Raw genomic sequence first — 17,900 nt, forward strand, 5'->3', positions numbered from 1 at the left:
CCCAAACTATTGCCCTGGAATGGCAGCTGGATGGTATGCATGCCCTGCTCAACAGCAAAAAGGCCGTAAACCCACTTCACTGGTGAGGTTTACGGCCTTATCTTTTTCAACGTTTATTTTCAAAGCAGCTACAGTACCCAATTCCCTTTACGGAATACAGGTTCAACTGTTCCATCCGCTAGTTCACCATCAATGTCCAGCTCTGCGGAGCCGATCATGAAGTCGACATGCGTCAAGCTGACGTTCGCGCCTCTAGCCAGCAGTTCTTCGTTGCTAAGCTTCGTGCCCCCTTCGATATTCACCGGATAGGCGCTTCCGAGCGCAAAATGACATGAGGCATTTTCATCAATCCCTGTATTATAGAAGATTCGGTTCAATCGAGAAATTGGAGAATCATGCTGCACCAGTGCCACTTCTCCAAGATAAGACGCACCTTCATCTGTCTCAAGCAATGACGTCAAATGCTCACGACCTGATTGAGCTTCATAGGCCACAACCTTACCATCCTTAAAAGTGAACGAAAGTCCTTCAACCAAACGCCCATTCAGATTCAAAGGAAGTGTACTAGCAACCGTACCATTTACTCCTGTACGATGCGGCATGGAATAAATCTCTTCGGTTGGCATATTCGCAACAAAATATACGCCATTATCGTTCTCACCGCCACCTCCACGCCACAGATGCCCTTCTGGAAGCTCTACACGCAGATCCGTTCCCGGAGCGCGGTAGTGCAGGCTTTTATAACGTTTAGCATTCATTCTGTCCTGACTTTCTTTCAACCCAGCAATATGCTCTCTCCATGCTGCTACAGGATCATCGCTGCCCACGCGAGTCATCTGGAATACGGCTTCCCACATTGCATTAATCCGCTCTTCTTCAGGGAGATCAGCAAATACTTTATTTGCCCAAGCACGGGTTGGAGCTTTAACAAGTGACCAGCTAATCTTACTGTTACGTGTATATTTAGAATAGTTCTTACGTGCAACAGCAGCTGCTTTAACAGCTCTGGATACCTTGGAAGAATCAATTCCGTTGAACAATTCCGGATCAGGCACTTTAATATGTAAAATGGCGCCGTTCTCTTCAGCAAACTTCTCCATCATATCGGCCTGCCACTGCGGATAATAATCGAAGGAATCCTCTGACGCTTTCTCGTAACGGATACGTGTTGTTGCCTCATCTTCCCAATCCACAATTACATATTTCGCTCCTGCTTCATAGGCCTTGCCTACAATCAGGCGGGTCAGCTCTACCGTTTCCATTGGAGCATGCACCATCAGCACCTGTCCGGGCTGTACATTTACCCCAACCTTTACTACTAGCTCTGCATATTTGTTTAGCATGTGCTCAAAGTTATCCATCGTATTTTCCTCCATCTCTCTAATCTTCTAACTCTAACTGTCAAATGCTATGCCGAATCTATCCGCTCTTAGGAAACTCATCCTCATATTTTAAAAAGCTAAAGCGAGCCCCTCCAAGTGACGAACGGGTATAGCTCAATTCCCCGTTTAATCTAGCCGCGATTCCCCGGCTTATCGCCAGCCCCAGTCCAGTCACACCATTGGAACCGGTATAAAAGCGTTGAAAAACAACTTCTTGCTCCTCGTCGTTCAAACCAGGGCCGTCATCTTCAACATGGATAGCCCAGGCGGTTCCAATTCCAGGACCTTCAATCCGCACTTTAACCCGACTCGACGTATGTCTGACGGCATTCTGCAGCAGGTTGAGCAGAATGCGGAATAGCTGCTCGCCGGGAATCATTACCTGTAGTCCAGCCCCTTCGAGTTCCAGCCTGACATTCCGCTCTGCAGCAGCAGGCAGGAGAAGCTGTACCGCTTCCTCCGCAATGCTTCTAAGGTCCAGTGCTTCGGCGGGCCAGTGCTCGTCGACTGCTTCCAGCCGCGAGAGCTGAAGCAGCTTATCGACCATATCCATGAGCCGTTGGGACTGCACGGTAATGATGTTCAGACCCTCTTCCTGGGAGACGACCTGATCTTGAATAGCATATACAAAGCCGTGAATGGACATCAGCGGTGTCTTCAGTTCATGGGACACATTCTGCAAAAATTCAATCTGGTTGCGTTGATGCAGCCGGATACGACCGGACATGGAATGAAAGGTTGTGATCAGTTCGCCAATCTCGGTCCGATCTCCTTCAGGGAAATCCTGGATCTGGGCGCGATTCGGCTCATAGCTTCTTACCGCCTCTTTCAAGCGGTTCAACGGACGAACGACCCGTGATACGGTCAGAAGTCCGATGACCAGTATACCAAAAAAGCTCGCGGCAATCGACAGCAGCGTGGTCCGCATCAGCGATCCATACAAAGCTCTTAGCGAAGAGAGCGGAGAATAAACAAAAATACGATAAGGCAGCCCTCTTACCGATTCCTCATTGTAAAGCACTTTTTTGCCGTGGAGTGTAGTGATTCCTTCGCTGGCCGCCACCGAATCATGTAGCGTATTCCCTTCCTGTCTGGTATCGCTGGCGTCGATAATCTTGTTATGACTGTCGAGCAGAAGATAGTCGGCATTCATCATCAGGCCCTTCACGACAAAGCGAAATTCAGTGCTGCTCAGGCCATCAATATCCCCTTCGTGCAGAATCCTGGCTGCCTTCAGTGCTTGAATATGCAATTGGGACTTCACCTGGTTCACTAGAATATCATCAATCAGGCGTACAAACAGTAACACGGTGATCCCGACTGTAACCAGCATGGCAATGAAGAGAGAGAGCAGCATTTTAGCCCGGATCGTCCTCATGCTACACCTTCCGTACAATGGCTTTGTAACCAAAGCCCCATACTGTATCGATCTGTAACATGGAATCCAGCTCACCCAGCTTTTTGCGGATTCGCTTCACTAGATCATCCACCACTCTTACATCGCCAAAAAAATCATATTTCCACACCTGTTGAATCAGATGCTCACGTTCAAAGGGACGTTCAATATGCATAGCCAGAAACATCAGCAGCTCGAACTCCCGCGATGTCAGGCTAAGTGAGATGTTACCCACAGTTATTTTGCGAAACTCCGGTTGAATCTCAACATTACCGAATTTGTAAATACTTTCACTATTCTCATGTACAGAAGCTTCCTCTGCAGCAGCAATGCCCCCTGACCCTCCTGACTTGGCCAGACGAAGCATCGCTTTGACACGACCTACCAATTCGCGGGGATTGAAGGGCTTGCTTAGAAAATCACTGCAACCTAGCTCCAGCCCCTGAATACGATCATTCTCTTCACCCCGCGCCGAGATCATAATAATCGGCATTTCGGTAAAGCTGCGTAGTTCCGTTAACAGACTTAGCCCGTTAATTCCAGGCATCATAATATCCAGAATGAGACAGTCCGGGGTGTTGGCACGGACATGCTCCACCAAATTGTGGCCGCTGGAAAAGGAGGTTACATCGTAGGTTTCCTTACGTAAATATTCGGAGAGCAATTGCAGAATGAAAAGATCGTCGTCCACGACTACTATTTTGCTCATAATACCTAGCCCCTTCACCGTTCGTTGTTCAAAAATCTGTTCTTTCAGGTTATCATAAATGGCAATAGACGGGTATCCCTTTTACGGTCCCGTCTATTGCCTAATATTGCACTATTATTTATTTTACAACTGTGACCTAGTTGCTAATCTTATTTCTTTTTAGGTTGAACAATTACCGGATTCGCAGCAGTTTCCTTTTTAGGTGTGCTTTTTACCGGAGCTTTCGCCACTGGTTTTTTCACTATTGGTTTTTTGGCCACTGTTTTTTTCACTACTGGTTTCTTAGCTACTGGTTTTTTAGCAACAGTTTTCTTCACAGGAGCTTTTTTGGTAGTTTTAGATTTTGCAGCAGCTGTTTTCACAGTCTTTGCTTTAGCCTTAGCTGGAGCTGCTTTAGTTGTCTTAGCTTTTGCAGGCGTTGCTTTTGCAGTTGTAGTTTTTGCTGGAGTCGCTTTAGTTGTTGTTGCTTTTGCAGGCGTTGCTTTAGTTGTTGTAGTTTTGGCTGGTGTAGCTTTGACAGGTGTTGTTGCTGGTGTAGATTTCTCAGGTGTAGTGGTTTTTGGTGCAGTAGCAGTCTTGGTAGTTTCTGGTTTGACAGCAGTCGTTTGGGGCGGAGTGACTTTAACACTTGAAACTGGCTTGGTAGAAGTTGTTGCAGGCGTTACAGTTTTTACAATTGGGGTAGCCGGTTTAACTGGTCCTGCTGCTGCAAACGCGCTAGTCGCTCCACCCAGTACACTCACTACTGCCATCACCGAGATTACTTTTTTTGTCCATTTGTTCATCTTGAACACCTCTTTCTTTAAAGTATCTTCATCTTAGCAGGCGGTTACGGCATTTCTGTGGGAAAAATATGAGAAAAGTATATGAAAAAAGGCCGCAGCAGTCTGCGACCTTTCGAAGCTATTTTTTATCCACTTGAAGCAAAGTTACTGTCTTTAACGTATAGGTATGATGGATACGCTCATCTGAGATCACGTTCAGCTTCACAAGACTTGCCACTTTGGCCGGGTCTGCTCTGGACAGCAAACGCCACACCTCGGGGTCAGACAGCGTCTCATAGAGTTTGGCATCATCATATTCCTTACGGTTCTGCACAACAAGCTTGACCTTATAACTCCCAAGCTCGGCATCACTGGAATCCTGGCTGCTACAATAGGCGATTATCTCTTCCCGAAGTCCGGCCAGTTCCTTCTCAATCTCTTTCTGCTTCTGCTTGAGTTTATAGTACTGCTGTACCTTCTTCTCCATTGCATCACGCTCCTCTATGACATATCTATGCCTGAAGAGCCAATTAAATAAGTATGCAAAATAATCAAACGGTAGGTGTATCATGTTTCAATCGTATCTCTTTCCTATTTCTTATGCTTTTATGACGTTTCCAATTGCAGCACTATTCTTTACGCTGCCGTTTATGATCGTCCAATATCGCAGACATGGCTATATCCATAAGGTTAGGGCATTAATGCTGTACCTGCTTCTGCTCTATTTGATGAATGCCTTCTATCTGGTCCTCCTCCCACTTCCGGCTTCCCGGCATAATCTGCCGCCGACCGGCAACTCGATCCAGAGTATTCCCTTCCAGTTTATTCAGGATATCATGCAAGCTTTCCGTGCGGGATCTGCGGATGCTCCGAAGTCCTACTGGTCCATACTGAGTGAACCAGCCATTCTTCAGGTTCTGTTCAATGTTCTTCTGACCGTACCCTTCGGCATGTTCTTGAATTATTATTTCCGTACCCGCTGGGTGGTATGTCTCATGTTGTCCTTTAGCCTGTCCCTCTTCTTCGAGGTCACACAAATTACAGGGATTTATGGGATCTACGACCACCCTTACCGTGTCTTTGATGTGGATGATCTCATGGCCAATACGCTGGGCGGGATCCTAGGCTTCCGGGCAGCCTCCTGGATAGCCGGTTTGCTTCCAAAGATTGAACAGCTGGATGCGCAGGCCAATCTTGTAGATAAACGGGTGACTTCCCTACGGCGCAGTATTGCGTTTATGATGGACATTTGCATAGTCTTTCTTTTCTATCTGGCACTTCGCTTCCTTTACGTACCAGGTGCCTATTGGATTGCAACAGGGCTCTACTATATCCTGCTGCCGTGGCTGACTAACGGGCGAACCGTTGGCAAATGGGTTGTACGAATTCATCTGCAAGGATTAAATGGAGCAAAAATCTCCCTCTGGGGGCTACTTAAGCGATACGGGGTACTTTATTGGGCATTCTTTGGTCTGCAAGTGCTGCTCCTTGAACCGAAGGTAGTAGATCTCTTATCTTCTGCATGGTATTTACGGTTACAAGGATTGTTCCTGCTGGTCGACCTTCTATTCTTTATTCATCTCATAATCAGGGTCTTCAAGAAAGACTCCATGCTGTTCTATGAGAACATCAGTGGAACCATACATGCCATTTCCTGGCCGGAGAAAATAGGGGCCCAAACAGAGGATATACCCCCAGTTTCTGTGAATTAGGGATTGTTCATAGCAATGGAAATTGATTACAATAGAAGAAGCAACGTAATCAGAGCAGAGGAGAGAATAGAATGACATCTAGCATAAATGTAAGCCTGCCAAGAAGTCTTCCTGAAGCACTTGGTATAGACTCTAGGGCGATTGAACGTTTTCTTGCCGCTATAAGCAGCAACGGAGTGGAACTACATAGCTTTATGTTGCTCCGGCACGGCCAGGTTGCCGCCGAGGGTTGGTGGAATCCCTACAGTGCAGATCTTCCACACGCCCTGTATTCGGTCAGTAAGAGCTTCACCTCAACGGCTGTAGGTTTTGCTGTAAAAGAGAAGCTTCTTACGATAGATGATCTCGTTATTTCATTCTTCCCGGAAGACTTGCCAGAGGAGGTCTCCCCTTATTTGGAACGACTGGCGATCAAGCACTTACTCATGATGGCCTCCGGACATACGCAAGACATTACGGAGACCATGAGCCAACAGCCTGATGGTAACTGGGCCAAAGCTTTTTTCGGGGTCCCTTTGGAGAAAGAACCTGGCACTCATTTTCTTTATAATAACGGAGCTACCTATATATTGTCCGCCATTATCCAGAAGGTGAGCGGTCAGAGTCTGCTGGACTATCTGAAGCCCAGACTGTTCGCTCCGCTCGGCATTGTTAACCCGGTTTGGGACACTTGTCCACGTGGAATCAGTGCAGGTGCATTTGGCCTTAGTCTGATAACAGAAGACATCGCTAAGCTGGGACTGCTATACCTGCAACAAGGAGTATGGAACGGAGAACGCCTTCTGGACAAAGAATGGATACAAGCTGCATCCACGAAGCAAATTGACAATGGTGATAACCCAGATAGCGACTGGAACCAAGGTTATGGCTATCAATTCTGGCAGTGTCGCCATCAAGCTTACCGTGGTGACGGCTTCTTCGGCCAGTTTTGTCTGGTTATGCCGGAGCAACAAGCCGTAATCGCCATTACAGGCGCTCAAGGCGATATGCAGATTGTTCTGAACACGATCTGGGATCATCTGCTCCCAGCGATGGAACCTGAGCCCTTAGCTTCAAATGAGGCCGAAGCAGAACGGGTTGCTGTTCAATTAAGGGAGCTGGCGATTCTTCCGCCCCATGGTCTCGATTGTTCGGAAAATGAGGAAGTGATGAACGGACAAATTTATAAACTGGAGGATCCACATGGCTGGCAATCATTTTCTGTAACCTTCACCGGGAATGAAGCCGTGATTACAATGATCCACAAGGAAAATTCATATATTACTAGAGCCGGCCGGAGTGCTTGGCTGGCGGGAAGAAGCAGTTTAATAGAGGAAAAAGATCTTAAAGTAGTCAGTTCCTTCACCTGGAAAGACGCAGATACGTTTGAATACACGATCCGGTTTATTGAAACAGCTGTCCTCATCACAGTGGAAGTAAAAGTGGATGGACAAACCATTGCGCTGAAGGAAAAAGTTAACGTGGTTCCTGATACAGATAACCGTGATGCCATAATCGGAAGAATATAGTTCACCAACCCCACTCTTCTAATTATACATAGGGCGCTCCGCACCATTGCACATGGCTGCCGGAACGCCCTTTTTGTTATAACTCCTCAACAACCAGTGTAATCGGACAATGATCACTGCCCAGCACATGACATTCAATGCCTGCGGATACCAGCTGTGGGGCCAATCTGGACGAAGCCAGGAAGTAGTCGATGCGCCAGCCGACATTCCGTTCTCTTACTTTTGGCATATAGGACCACCAGGTGTAAGCCCCCTCAAGCTCAGGATAAAAGGTTCTGAACGTGTCTATAAAACCGGCGTCTAGCAGTTCTGTCATCTTGCCTCGTTCCTCATCCGTGAACCCGGAATTACCCCGATTAGCCTTAGCATTTTTAAGATCGATATCCTCATGAGCGACATTGAGGTCTCCGCACACAATGACCGGCTTAATGGCATCCAGTCCCTGCAAATAGCTGCGGAAGCGATCCTCCCACTCTAACCGGTAATCCATCCGGGCAAGGTCTCGCTTGGCGTTAGGCGTATATACATTTACCAGATAAAAGCCCCCGTATTCCAGGGTAAGGATCCGCCCTTCTGCCTCTTCATCGCTCTCCAGTCCATATCGCACGCTAAGCGGCTCGACCTTGCTGAATACCGCCGTCCCCGAATAGCCCTTCTTCTGCGCATAATTCCAATATTGGTGATATTCCTCATGCTGTTCCAACGAGATTTGCCCCGCCTGCAGCTTGGTTTCCTGGATACAGAAGATATCGGCATCCATCTCTTTAAAGAAATCATTAAAACCTTTGGTCACACAGGCTCTCAGGCCATTCACATTCCATGATACTAGCTTCATAATTTTATTTTCTCCATCTCTGTTGTTTTGGGTTCAACCACTGATTCTAACTTATATAAGCCGAACTTAAGATCCGAACTTAAGACTCGGTCGTCACTACGGTGGAATGTTTGGACTTCCGGCCGCTGTTGTCTCCAGATTTCTTTCAATTTTTCCGTTGGTTGCGGTGAAATCTGGAGACAGTCTATGCTTCCGATGCGAGCTTTCCTGCGGAAAGCTTTCAGGCGGTCGCTTTCGCTCCTACAGTTCCAAACTTCCCCCTTCGTTCCTTCTCCCTTTTAGTTTCTTTTTTTGTTCGGTTTATATAGATTCATTATTTTCGTTTTACTCATAACCTACTGGAAAATCATGTTACAATATAAGGACGAGTCAACATAATCTATGGAATACGTGAGGGATCAGAACTTCTATGAACGCACCAAGACTTTTAAGAGGCTTTAATTTTTTGTATTTTGCATTACTGGCGATGTTTATTCCCTTTCTTCCCGTCTATTTGGGCGAACAGGGGCTGAACCCGGCCCAGATCGGATTTATAGTCGGAACCGGGGGCTTCGTCACGCTTATCGCTCAACCGTTGTGGGGGATGATCAGCGATAAAACAAAAACAATCCGCAAGGTGCTGCTGCTTCTGCTGCTGTTCTCAAGCATTATCGGATATCTGCTATACGATTCTACCAGCTACATCCTGCTTGTCTTGTTCGCTATGTTATTATACTTCTTCCTCATGCCGATTGACCCGCTGACTGAAAGCCTTAATTTCAGCATCGCTGAGGCTTCCGGGGTCAGTTACGGGTCCATCCGTACATATGGTGCGCTGGGATATGGAGTGACCGCTCTGGTTACCGGATATGTGATGTCTTATTGGGGGGCGCACAGCATCGCCTGGCTGTTTGCAGCCATTGGCGTAGCCAGCTTTGCTATAAGCTGGATTATGCCTGATGCGCCAGTCGCCAGCAAGCCTGTCACGCTGAGCAGTCTCAAGCAATTCCTAAGCAATAAAGAGACTTTGCTGTTCCTGGTGCTGGTCTTCATCTGCTCCGTTCCCGCTCGAATGAACGACATCTTCCTGGGCGTATACATCAAAGAACTGGGAGGTAGCCCGGAGTTGGTTGGACAGGCATGGTTCTTGGCGGCATCCAGTGAAATCGCGGTGTTCGCCCTCAGCTTCTGGTGGCTGCGCAAGGGGAAGGAACTGATTATTATCACCTTCTCGGCTGCTTTTTATTGTGTTCGCTTTCTTCTCTCAGCGTGGATTACCGATCCGCACTGGCTGGCCTACCTGCAAATTCTACAGCTCCTGACATTCCCGGTTTTCTATTCTGCCGCGATCCAATATCTATACCGAATTGTCCCCGTGGAATGGCGGGCTACAGGTCAGACCGTACTTGCCCTGCTGTTCTTCGGCGTATCGGGTATTCTCGCCTCTTATGCAGGCGGAGCCATGTACAATAGCTTTGGCGGTCAAACGCTATACTTGACGATTTCCATCATGTCCTTCCTGGGCATGACCGTTGGATTCCTGCTGTACCGGGTGTACGGTAAGCGGCCTCTCCGGGGAGAAGATGCTGCGTAGCTGAAGACGAGACACTTTCGCTTAGCCCTATTAAAATGTGCTGATCTCCTAAGTCATTTAAGAAGGCATTGATAGATTTCCAGCATATCATATTCTATCAAAGCGAAAAGGAGGTCATCGGAATAGCAATCTTATTACCGCAGCAATCTTTTTTTCTGCAACCTGTCTTCGGCAAATCCTATTACGAGAATCTGGCCGGAGCCGTATCCGGCACGATTGAAATCGCTACCTCCGATTTCTAACGCATTTACTGAGTATCCGCCCATACTCACCCATTTAATTCCCCTTCTTGGCATCACTGACCGCACTTTGGTTGGTGATGCTTTTAAGTATGAGGATCTGATCCTCTAACAATCCGGGCTATCCCCTCTAATTCAACTCGTGCTGCTCTAGTAATTGCTTCAGCTTCGCTTCTGTATTAGAATCTCCTGCTGGCGTATAGATACTGCAACGTAGATCCGTAGTGCCGTGCACTTGAAGCGAGGTGAGATGAAAAAGCATTTTCCCGGCCTTGGCATGCCTGAATTCAAGCACCACATCCGGCGCTGTGCTGACACGGCTCTGCTCCCAAAGCTCATTAAAATCAGGATGGGTTCCTCTCATCTCCGCAATAAAATCATCGTACCATTGGTCCTCAACGTACTGACCGTAATAGGCACGGAAAATGGACAAGTAACCGCTCACGAATTGCTCCCAATTCACAGCGAGACGCTGGAACTCCTTGCGTACAAACAACAGTCGGATCATGTTTCTTTCTTTAACAGGCAGCTTGGAAAAATTGAGAAATACATGCGCCGCTGCCTCATTCCAGCCGACAATCCCGCAACGCCGGTCCGAAATAATCGTCGGGCAATACTTCAGCTCCTGCAGAATCTTCTGTAGGGACGGGCTGATGGCCGAAGGCTCCTCTTGCGGAAGCACCGGGTTTCCGGCGCCCGTCTCCAAAGCCAGCGCGAACAGATACTTTCGTTCATCCTTGGTCATCTGTAGTGCTGCCGCTATACAGTCCAGGACGGACGAAGAGACCTTGATATCCCTCCCTTGCTCCAGCCAGGTATACCAGGTACTGCTGACGCCTGCCAGTTGCGCGACCTCTTCTCTCCGCAGGCCCGGCGTACGCCGCCTTGATCCCTCTGGTAATCCCACGGAAGACGGCGAAATGGCCGCCCGGCGTGCCTTTAGAAAATCGGACAGCGCCTGAAGTCTCGTCTGATTGGACATACTGTTACTCCCCTCCTTAACGCTGAATTTATTATATCACTGATTATACTAGGATAAACTACAACTTGTAATAGGATATTGAAAATGAAAAAATAAACCTACACTTATTTGGGAGGTTGCATTATGGAACGCGTAGTTATAACAGGCATGGGATTAATCTCGCCCCTGGGAAATTCGGTGGAGGAATTCTGGAATGGATTGGTTCAGGGGCAATCTGGCATCACGCAGATTACTTCTTTTGATACATCAGCATTTAAGAGCAAAATCGCGGGGGTGGTACATGACTTCGATGCAGAAGCCAGATTCGGCCGCAAGGAAGCCCGGCGAATGGATCGATTCACTCAATTTGCGCTGGCCGCCGCAGAGGATGCCTGGAAGCATTCCGGTCTTAATCTTGAAGAGATTGACCGCGAACGGCTCGGCGTGTATGTCGGTTCTGGGGTCGGAGGCATCCAGACCCTGATGGAGCAGGAAGCTGTGCTGAAAACACGCGGCCCGCAAAAGGTCAGCCCAACACTGATTCCGATGCTGATCTCTAATATGGCGGCAGCAACGATCAGCATCAAGCTAGGGGCACTGGGACCTACATTATCCCCGGTCACAGCATGCTCTATCGGCAATACCGCGATCGGAGAGGCGTTCCGCCTGATCCGTTACGGCGGCGCCGATGTCGTAATTTCTGGAGGCTCCGAGGCTGCTATTACAGAAATCGCGCTTGCCAGCTTCGGTAACGCCACTTCGCTATCCACGCGTAATGACGAACCGGCCAAGGCCAGTCGCCCCTTTGATGGCAGCCGGGATGGCTTTGTCATCGGTGAAGGCGGAGCGATAGTCATTCTGGAATCTCTCTCGCACGCCCTGCGCAGAAACGCCGTCATCTACGGCGAGGTCATTGGCTACGGTGCTAGCTCGGATGCCTATCATATGGTCGCGACCCATCCAGAAGGCATCGGCGCCTACCAAGCCATGAAGCTGGCCCTTACCGAAGCAGGGGTACAGCCGGAGGAGGTGGACGTGATTAGCGCACATGCCACCAGCACCCTTGTCGGCGACCGCTCCGAGACCATGGCGATCAAGAAGCTGTTCGGCGAGGCCGCTTACCGTATCCCGATCACGGCAAACAAATCCATGACTGGACATGCTCTGGGGGCCGCGGGTGGCCTGGAAGCGATCGCTCTGATCAAGAGCCTTCAGGATGGAATCATCCCTCCCACCATTAATCAGGAAACACCTGATGAAGTGTGCGATTTAGATTGTGTACCAAATACAGCCCGCAAGGCGGATCTTAACATCGGAATCTCGAACTCCTTCGGATTTGGCGGTCACAACGCCGTCATTGTGGTTCGTAAGTACGAAGAGTAACTGGTCAGATGAACCTTTGATCGTAGAGACGAGCGAGCCTTAAATGGGAGAATCTTAAATTCGTCTTATATAAAAAACCCCCAGATTCGCGTACTCGCGATAACTGGGGGTTTTGCTGTTGTTGTCCTATTCGTATACTGTTGTAAAGGCTTGCTCCACTTGAGGCAAGATTTGATCCCACTCCGCATCCGGGAGTTTACTCACCGTTACGAAATCACGGATACCAAAGATGTTATCGATACCTTCAATGGCCAGCAGCGCTTGCGCCAAAGGATGCTCTGTCGCATCTCCGCTTTTTAGGGATGTGCTTGAGGGTCCCTCAAAGATAGTTTGGTTGGTGTTGATTTTGACCGCATTGGGATTAGGTGTGTTCTGAACATTGATTTGAATAGACATGGTACCACTCTCCTTCACAAGCCATTGTAGCACGGCTGTCCTGAATTGCCCAATTTGTACGTTTTTCTAAAGTGTCTAAGTGTTGCGTATATGGAGATTATGCATATCTATCTCCTTGCCGGCATAAAACGGATTGTTGCATGCGAGAAGAACTTCTACTTTATAGTCACCTGCATTTACAAAACAAATCCGCTGCGCACCCAAATGAATGGTTATGCTACCATCCTTCTGCTCGTAATCATCGAATAATGCGCATATGATCCGAATGTCATCTTCAGTTAGTTCACCGTGAATGATTACCTCTGCAATCCCCTCAACCCCTTGATCCCGACTGTTCGGCACCATATATTGCTCCATAAACTTTCGAGCTTTCTCATCATTCATCTGCTGGAGAAAGAATTGAAAAGGCACGCCGGTGAATTCAGGCAGGTATGCGTTACGCCAAGGCATCGTCTTGGTTAAAAGATTGAAGAACCAGCGGAACCTAAGCGGCTCTGGCGGGGTTGCATCAACGCTCTGGCTGCGGAGTTTATGATAGATGTCTTCAATGTTCTCGACTTCCAAGGCGAAACCAATCAGCCCTCTATGCCCGGCAAGATATTTTGTAGTCCATTCCTGAACCCATCCCCCACCGTCCTTAGCTTTAATTCTGACGAACTCGAAGTATTCCTGCCCAATCCAGAGATTGGATACTTTGAACCCTTTTGTCCCCTTGCCCCATTTGGGCATGTAAGGCAATCCTATAGACTCGATATCGGCTATTCTCTCTTTATCTTCTTGTATGTAAGCGTCTACATTCACGACCAAGTGATCAATCTTCAAAGAATCACCTCACCTAGAATAAATTCTATTGGAAAAATTTTATAAATAAAGTGTACCACAGGCTGCCACTATAGAGAACTACAGGACTAAAGCTAACTGCATCCTTAACCACACAGAATTTCATTCTAAAAACATAAAATTTTGATGGGCCTACCTCAAAATCAGTGCTTGCTCCGTCAAGTAGCGGACTCATGAAACCTTTGTTGGTAGAAAATAACGTCATCTGACTCCGCTCCTTATCACAGGACAACTTCATATTTGAAATAACGGATATACAGTCCGTTAGCTCCTATTATTGAATTTCAACCTGCTAAAAGTATTGTTTTCATGAAGCAGGTTTGACAATATCCTTTTGGCAAGCACTGATTTTGATGTTGAGATAATTTTCTATAAAACACAAAAAAACCGGGCCGCTGCTGCGACCCGATTACTATATAAGCCCCTTGCAGGACTTAAGCATTGCTATTAAAGTTAACTTGTACATCTATTGTTACAGGACTACGCCTTCGACCAAGACAGGCTGCTCATACGTGTTCTTTAGAACGCGTTGTCTCTTCTTTACCACTTCAGGCGGTTCTACAGCAGGCGCCATCGGGTGCAGCAGCCAGGACTTCACGAAATGCGTATCTGATACTTTGTAAAGTGGTGGCTCTTTCTCCATGTCAATCTGCATAGCATACGTACTACGCAGGGCAAATGCATCGCCCTTAGGCGGTTTGATCAAATCGGGAGGCGTTCCTGGAATTGCGGTAAGCAGGGAGCCTTTGCTCTCCAGACTTGGCATGGAAGCCAACAGACCCCAAGTGTACGGATGTCTCGGATCATAGAAAATCTCTTCCGCAGTACCGGTCTCAACAATCTGTCCAGCATACATTACGGCAACCCGGTCAGCCATTCTGGCAACAACCCCGAGATCATGGGTGATAAAGATAATCGAAGTACCGATCTTCTTCTGCAAATCCTTCATCAAATCCAGAATTTGCGCCTGGATCGTTACGTCGAGTGCAGTCGTTGGCTCGTCCGCAATCAGCAATTTCGGGTTAGCTGCCAGTGCCATCGCAATAACGACACGTTGACGCATCCCGCCACTGAATTCATGTGGATACTGCTGGAACCGTTTCTCAGGAGAAGGAATTCCCACAAGTGAGAGCAGTTCAATACCACGTTTGACGGCGGCTTCCTTGGTGATCTCCTCGTGCTTGAACAGCACTTCTGTAATCTGCTTACCGACCTTCATCATCGGGTTCAGCGAGGTCATCGGGTCCTGGAAGATCATACCGATCTCCTTACCACGAATCTTCTGCATTTGCTTCTGAGTCTTGCCGATTAAATCCTGTCCTTCAAACAGAATTTGTCCGCGCTTATAAGTACCTTGTGGTTCAGGTACGAGCTTCATTACCGCTTGTGAAGTTACACTCTTACCGGAACCGGATTCACCAACAATCGCAAGTGTCTCACCTTTATCTACATGGAAGCTAACACCCCGGATGGCTTGTACTTCTCCACCACGTGTGTTGAATGAAATCGCTAAGTCTTTAACCTCTAATAGGCGCTCCATCTTATCACGTCACCCTCTCAATTTCCCGAAAATTATAATAAAAAATCTCATTCCACGATGAGCAATAAGTATAATTTTATCTAGTTTTATAGCTCTACGTCAAGCGTTTTCTGAAATTAACAGGTGTTCAATTTTTATTTCAGCTTCTCCTTTGGAGAAGTCCTTGTTAAGATAAGAACGAGCTATGTCAATAGCTATTCCCCAATTCTATCATTGAAATGAGGTAACGTCATAATGATGATCAAACCGAGAACGCGCGGCTTTATTTGTACAACGGCCCATCCCGAAGGCTGCGCCGCCCAGGTGGCGGAGCAAGTGGAATATATCACCTCACAGCCGCCGATCAGCGGCCCGAAAAAAGTCCTTGTGATTGGAGCCTCAGCCGGATACGGGCTTGCTTCACGCATTGCTGCAGCTTTCGGGTCACAAGCAGCTACAATCGGCGTCTACCGCCCCAGCACGGCCAGTGATAGCCGCACAGCATCCACCGGCTGGTATAACTCCGCAGCTTTTGAGAAACTTGCCACAGAAGCGGGCCTGCAATCCTATAGTATTACCGGGGATGCCTTTACCGATGAGACAAAGGCTCGTACGATCGAGCTGATCCGCAGCGAACTGGGTGAGGTTGATCTTGTCGTATATAGTGTAGCCACGGCACGCCGAACTGATCCGGCAACTGGTATCAGCTATACTTCCGTTATCAAACCTATTGGCAATGTATATACCAACAAAACAGTCAATTTTCACACCGGAGAAGTCAACTATGTTACCTTAGACCCCGCTACTGAGGAAGAAATTGACGCTACTGTAAAAGTGATGGGCGGCGAGGATTGGAAGCTGTGGATCGATGCCCTTGACGAAGCTGGCGTGCTGGCAGACCATACCGTTACGGTTGCTTTTTCTTCCATTGGATCAGAGCTGACCCCGGAAATTTACCGCGCCGGCTCTATCGGAAAAGCCAAGGATCACCTGGAAGCGACAGCCAAAGAACTGAATGCCCGTCTATCTACGCGCGGTGGAAGAGCTTATGTAGCCATTACTAAAGCATTGGTCACTCAGTCCAGCTCCGCAATTCCAATCGTCCCGCTGTACATTTCCTTACTTTATAAGGTTATGAAAGAACAAGGCCTACACGAAGGCTGCATTCAGCAGGCGTATCGACTGCTCTCAGAACGTCTGTATGCTCCGGAAGGTACACCAGTGGATACAGAAGGCCGTATCCGCTTGGACGACCTGGAGATGCTTCCTGCGGTCCAGGAGACCATAGCCAAGCTCTGGGACGAGATCACTACAGAGAATATCTACGAACTGTCAGATCTTCAAGGGTACCGGCGTGAATTCTTCCAGTTGTTCGGTTTCGAGACAGAGGGCATAGATTATGAAGCTGAATCTAATCCTATTGTCAGTGTTCCCAATGTCCGCTAATCTTTGCACAAGTTCCCTTTAAAACACATCAAACAGGCCGGAATCCTCACCTCTGAGGGTTCCGGCTTATCTGGGGTCACCATATACTACTATGCGCCCTAGACCACTGAATCCGCCTAATCTTCACCGCAAAACCTTCCCCAACCCTGAATGAAATTATCATGTGTCCATTTCACATGGCCTTGATCCTCATATTTCCGTGAATAGCATTCGATGACCATAATGAGATCAAAGTAGAGATCATAGAGCTTTTTGCGTGCCCGTTGGTTTAGACTATCCGTTGTCATCCCATATCCTTGATAAAAGGCTGGAGAATTCTCGTGATGTCTGAAGTAGTACTCCATCAGTTCATCCCCCCACAATGCCCGCTCCCAGTCAATGATCGCTGTAATCATCCCGTCTTTTACGAAGACATTGCCGTTCCACAGATCCCAGTGCACGAGCCTGGGCTGAGTTACTTCATCAAGAGCCGGAAGCTGTGTATCTATTCTCTCCCAAATCTCTGCGTAAGCAACCGGCAGCCCCACCCCTATTCGCTCGCCATCTTGCAGCAGATTCTCCATCATCACTCCAAAAGTTGCACGCCATGAGGATGTCAGACTGCTCTTCTCCTGATGAAAATAGCCAAAGTGTTCTCCCTTGACCTCGTTAATGAGTCTGTTATATCGCCCAATCTGTGTTTCTATCGCCTCCCTCTCCTGCGGAGAGAGACCTTCCTTGATCTCATTGTAAGGATGACCTTCAACCTTCTCCATAAAAAAATAAGGATAAGGGATAAGATTCAGACTCAGATCATAGCTGAACACCTCAGGCACTGGCACAAGTCCAGTGGCACGGATCAGCCTGAGGGCTTCAACTTCGGTGCGCATAATATCTTTTTCACAACTTAAAGTCTCTACTTCTGCCGCAGGCGCAACCTTCAGAATAACGGTTCTGCCGTCGTTTAATTCCAGATCATATCCTGTATTGAACATACCTGCGGTCAGCTCTGTACACCGGGTGATTACTATCGTCGTACCAAATGCTGACTTGACGAGCAGATCCAGCTGCACATCACTTAATTTAGGCTTGATTACACTCTCCATGAAATAACCACCCTTATTATCGATCACACTGCAGACATCTACGGAAAAATGCTTTCGGCTACAGCAGAAAGCCGCCAGCAGCTGGCGGCTTCTTGAAGGAAACTTGCTATCTTTTATATACTACAGCTTTCTATATACTACAGTTATTGGTG

Annotated in this window: 17 protein-coding genes; 5 read left to right on the forward strand and 12 right to left on the reverse strand. The window is 47.8% G+C overall.

The annotated features are described in order from the left end of the window. Positions 1-128: 128 nt before the first annotated feature. From ACFVU8_RS07705 to ACFVU8_RS07725, 5 genes are all read right to left on the reverse strand, one after another. On the reverse strand, positions 129-1,361 hold the full coding sequence (locus ACFVU8_RS07705; RefSeq protein ID WP_387426639.1) for an aminopeptidase: 1,233 nt from the start codon (positions 1,359-1,361) through the stop codon (positions 129-131). A 58-nt stretch (positions 1,362-1,419) separates the two neighbouring features. Beyond that, a complete protein-coding gene (locus ACFVU8_RS07710; protein ID WP_387426641.1) occupies positions 1,420-2,760 on the reverse strand; it encodes a sensor histidine kinase in 1,341 nt (446 codons plus the stop codon). Between the two features lies 1 nt (position 2,761). Further along, positions 2,762-3,487, reverse strand: coding sequence for a response regulator transcription factor (locus ACFVU8_RS07715; protein WP_379466140.1), 726 nt, complete (start codon positions 3,485-3,487; stop codon positions 2,762-2,764). A gap of 149 nt (positions 3,488-3,636) precedes the next feature. Further along, positions 3,637-4,272, reverse strand: a complete 636-nt coding sequence (locus ACFVU8_RS07720) for a hypothetical protein (protein ID WP_387426643.1) — start codon at positions 4,270-4,272, stop codon at positions 3,637-3,639. 118 nt (positions 4,273-4,390) lie between these two features. Further along, positions 4,391-4,738: a hypothetical protein gene (locus tag ACFVU8_RS07725; RefSeq protein ID WP_175374654.1), complete on the reverse strand. Its 348-nt coding sequence runs from the start codon at positions 4,736-4,738 to the stop codon at positions 4,391-4,393. Positions 4,739-4,820: 82 nt separating this feature from the next. Here ACFVU8_RS07725 and ACFVU8_RS07730 point away from each other — a divergent pair, with 82 nt between their 5' ends. Both ACFVU8_RS07730 and ACFVU8_RS07735 read left to right on the forward strand, forming a co-directional pair. Continuing rightward, entirely contained in the window at positions 4,821-5,963 is a 1,143-nt protein-coding gene (locus ACFVU8_RS07730; RefSeq protein ID WP_387426645.1) for a VanZ family protein, read from the forward strand. Between the two features lie 71 nt (positions 5,964-6,034). After that, entirely contained in the window at positions 6,035-7,471 is a 1,437-nt protein-coding gene (locus tag ACFVU8_RS07735; protein ID WP_387426647.1) for a serine hydrolase domain-containing protein, read from the forward strand. A gap of 76 nt (positions 7,472-7,547) precedes the next feature. Here ACFVU8_RS07735 and ACFVU8_RS07740 read toward each other — a convergent pair whose 3' ends face one another. Beyond that, positions 7,548-8,306, reverse strand: a complete 759-nt coding sequence (locus tag ACFVU8_RS07740) for an exodeoxyribonuclease III (RefSeq protein WP_387426649.1) — start codon at positions 8,304-8,306, stop codon at positions 7,548-7,550. 409 nt (positions 8,307-8,715) lie between these two features. On the opposite strand from ACFVU8_RS07740, the gene ACFVU8_RS07745 reads away from it, so the two are divergent. After that, positions 8,716-9,879 (forward strand): MFS transporter, encoded by a 1,164-nt coding sequence (locus tag ACFVU8_RS07745; protein WP_379466145.1) that lies wholly within the window; start codon positions 8,716-8,718, stop codon positions 9,877-9,879. Positions 9,880-10,013: 134 nt separating this feature from the next. Here ACFVU8_RS07745 and ACFVU8_RS07750 read toward each other — a convergent pair whose 3' ends face one another. After that, positions 10,014-10,151, reverse strand: a complete 138-nt coding sequence (locus tag ACFVU8_RS07750) for a hypothetical protein (protein WP_387426651.1) — start codon at positions 10,149-10,151, stop codon at positions 10,014-10,016. A gap of 97 nt (positions 10,152-10,248) precedes the next feature. Next, entirely contained in the window at positions 10,249-11,100 is an 852-nt protein-coding gene (locus ACFVU8_RS07755) for a helix-turn-helix transcriptional regulator (RefSeq protein ID WP_387426653.1), read from the reverse strand. Between the two features lie 123 nt (positions 11,101-11,223). Between ACFVU8_RS07755 and fabF the strand changes: the two genes are divergently transcribed. Beyond that, a complete protein-coding gene (gene fabF / locus ACFVU8_RS07760) occupies positions 11,224-12,462 on the forward strand; it encodes a beta-ketoacyl-ACP synthase II (RefSeq protein ID WP_387426655.1) in 1,239 nt (412 codons plus the stop codon). 126 nt (positions 12,463-12,588) lie between these two features. On the opposite strand, the gene ACFVU8_RS07765 is transcribed toward fabF, so the two are convergent. From ACFVU8_RS07765 to ACFVU8_RS07775, 3 genes are all read right to left on the reverse strand, one after another. Next, positions 12,589-12,858: a NifU N-terminal domain-containing protein gene (locus tag ACFVU8_RS07765; protein WP_066370325.1), complete on the reverse strand. Its 270-nt coding sequence runs from the start codon at positions 12,856-12,858 to the stop codon at positions 12,589-12,591. 75 nt (positions 12,859-12,933) lie between these two features. Beyond that, entirely contained in the window at positions 12,934-13,680 is a 747-nt protein-coding gene (locus ACFVU8_RS07770) for a VOC family protein (RefSeq protein WP_387426657.1), read from the reverse strand. 490 nt (positions 13,681-14,170) lie between these two features. Beyond that, the gene (locus ACFVU8_RS07775; RefSeq protein WP_066370345.1) at positions 14,171-15,238 is read right to left on the reverse strand and encodes an ABC transporter ATP-binding protein; all 1,068 of its coding nucleotides are present in this window, start codon (positions 15,236-15,238) and stop codon (positions 14,171-14,173) included. Between the two features lie 234 nt (positions 15,239-15,472). On the opposite strand from ACFVU8_RS07775, the gene fabV reads away from it, so the two are divergent. Beyond that, positions 15,473-16,663, forward strand: a complete 1,191-nt coding sequence (fabV, locus tag ACFVU8_RS07780) for an enoyl-ACP reductase FabV (RefSeq protein WP_379466149.1) — start codon at positions 15,473-15,475, stop codon at positions 16,661-16,663. Between the two features lie 116 nt (positions 16,664-16,779). Here fabV and ACFVU8_RS07785 read toward each other — a convergent pair whose 3' ends face one another. Beyond that, on the reverse strand, positions 16,780-17,748 hold the full coding sequence (locus ACFVU8_RS07785; protein ID WP_387426659.1) for a phosphotransferase family protein: 969 nt from the start codon (positions 17,746-17,748) through the stop codon (positions 16,780-16,782). Between the last annotated feature and the right edge of the window lie 152 nt (positions 17,749-17,900).

It is taken from the genome of Paenibacillus sp. NPDC058177 (genome assembly GCF_042883835.1).
Taxonomy (GTDB): domain Bacteria; phylum Bacillota; class Bacilli; order Paenibacillales; family Paenibacillaceae; genus Paenibacillus_AQ; species Paenibacillus_AQ agri.